The 2,573-nt window shown below is 47.5% G+C and carries 1 protein-coding gene; it reads right to left on the bottom strand.

All coding sequences use genetic code 11. The annotated features are described in order from the left end of the window. Positions 1-2,413: retention module-containing protein (locus tag B9J87_RS03605; protein ID WP_141201530.1), on the bottom strand; the 2,413-nt coding region annotated here is incomplete at its 3' end. Positions 2,414-2,573 lie beyond the last annotated feature (160 nt).

The raw sequence follows: 2,573 nt of genomic DNA, 5'->3' as shown, positions 1-2,573 counted from the left end.
CTTTGCTGCTGTCTGAACCTGACGTTAAATCGTCTTCGCCAACGCTGAGCGCTTGCACTCCCGTGATGGTTGGCTGATCATCATGGATGGTGACGGGCAGCAAAATGTTGGCGCTGTCGCCATCATAATCGGTTGTCACTACCTTGAAATTTACCAGCAGCTCATCGCTCCCCTGCGCGTGGTCAATCGGACCTTGCAGGGTAAAACGATAGCTACCATCCGCATTGAGCACCAAACTAAACACTGCATTGCCGCTCGGTGCAGCGCTAGCTTGATAGTGATAGTTGCCGTCGGCATCGATTGTCGCCGCGCCCAAACTCACCGCTTCACCTTGCGAAGTTAGTCCTGCAAGCGGGTTACTGCTGGTATCCAACTGATAGCTCACCACCTTATCCGCGCTTTGAGTAGTAAAAACTCCCTCGGCAAACAATGGCTCTTTGCTGCTGTCTGAGCCTGACGCTAAATCGTCTTCGTCAACGCTGAGCGCTTGCACGCCCGCGATGATTGGCTGATCATCATGAATGGTGACAGGCAGCAGAATGTTGGCGCTGTCGCCATCATAGTCAGTTGCAACCACCTTGAAATTCACCAGTAGCTCATCGCTCTCCTGCGCATGGTCAATTGGCCCTTGTAAGGTAAAACGATAACTGCCATCTGCGTTAAGCACTAAGCTAAATACCGTCTGACCGCTTGGGGTAGTACTTGCTTGATAGAGGTAGTTACCGTTGGCATCAACTGTCGCCGCGCCCAATACCACACTTTCACCTTGCGAGGTTAACCCAGCGATGGGGTTGATGCTGGTATCAAGCTGATAACTCGCTATCGTATCGGCCCCTTGGGTAGTGGTGAAATAGCCTTCGGCGAACAACGGCTCTTTGCTGCTGTCTGAGCCTGACGCTAAATCGTCTTCGTCAACGCTGAGCGCATCCACACCAATGATTTCAGGTTTATCGTCAATAATGTTGATTGGTAAACGCACACTTTCAGAGCTATCACCATCATAATCGGTTGCCAATACCGAAAGGTTGAGTAATAACTCATCACTATTGGCTGGATGATCCAGCGCGCCTTGTAACGTAAACTGGTAACGGCCGTCTGGGTTTAATATCAACTCAAAAATAGGCTGGCCATTAGCGCTCGCCTGATAGGTATAAACCCCGTTCGATGACGAGGAAGAAGCCAATTGCACCACGACACCAGCCGAGGTTAACCCCGCCAACGGGTTAGCACTTAAATCCAACTGATAGCTTTCAATTTGATCAGAACCCAATTGGGTATCAAACTGTCCTGAAACGGTAATCGTCTGTGAAGCACTGGCATCCGAACCGATATTTGCCAAATTATCCTCATAAACGGACGTCGACGGTTCATCCGACATAACAGGGTTATTACCATCACCAATACTGATTGCGATAGAAATCGGCGAGCGAATAGGATTTCCACCCGCATCAGAACCGGTTACATCAAATTGAATCACAATTTGATCATTGGCAAAAGAAACTAAGCCACCACCCACAGAGGGAACATGGTCAATCGGTTGACTAATGGTCGTCACTATCTCTAAGTTGATGTCTTTACCGACAGACGTCGCCACTAAATCAATCCGTAGCACTTCACTGCCGTCAAGTTCACCGACAATATGGTTAGCCGTAGCATCATAACGAAAGCTTACTGATCGCCCAGCCGAAGTAATATCGCTATTCAGCTCTGACAATAGCGCAGCTAATGAAAGGGATTCAGGGACAAAAGAGGCGGCATCCAGTGGCAGATCTCCCGCCGCGATTAAAACATTTGCCGTCACTGATTGTGGATACGAATTTAGTGAGAGCGAACCTTCAACTAATGCCGCTGATAATGATTCACCCCCAGCGGTAAAACGCAACGGACTCAAATTCGTTTCAGTCAATGATTGCTGAGCATCACGCCCTGCAGTTTCGAAAAACGTACTCGCCAATACTTCTGCAAAATTGTAATCAATGGTGATGAAGCCAGCATTTGCAGAGCCTTCACCACCGGCTCCGGCGGCGGTTGCTTCAAGTATTTGGGTCGGGTCTTGGCCATCTAAAATGGCTTGTTGGATGGCAGCAATATTATCTGCGTCAAAACTCACCTCGTCTAATAAGCTCAGATCAGCGTTGATCTCGCCTTCAATCGGAAATTGAACTAAGTCAACTGAGCTCTCAGAATCTGGTGACGCATTGCTAAAACAAGTAATACAATTCTGATCGACTACGGTAGCTTGGCCATTAAACAGTATCGTCACCGACGAATGATTCACTGTGATTAAGATTTCATCTTTATTTAATTGATCACCCGCGCTTACTTTACGCGCGTTACCTTTGGCATCGACAGCAATAACATCCCCCACCACTTCGCTTACTGACGCAGGCTGAACAACCACTTGTAAATCCATAAGGCCCCCAAATACTTCTCGACGATGAGATAGATGAAAAAACGATCAGTAAACTAATTGTTAGTTTAGTCGCAATTGATTATGCAATTTTATATTTCTGTAGATTACATTTTAATCTAATTGTGCGTTAAAGGCTCACCAGCGTCAAAATGGAGTCGCG

Source organism: Vibrio sp. V19_P1S1T109 (assembly GCF_002241375.1).
In the GTDB taxonomy this organism is placed as follows: Bacteria; Pseudomonadota; Gammaproteobacteria; order Enterobacterales; family Vibrionaceae; genus Vibrio; species Vibrio anguillarum.
This window is presented reverse-complemented; position numbering and strand designations above follow the sequence as displayed.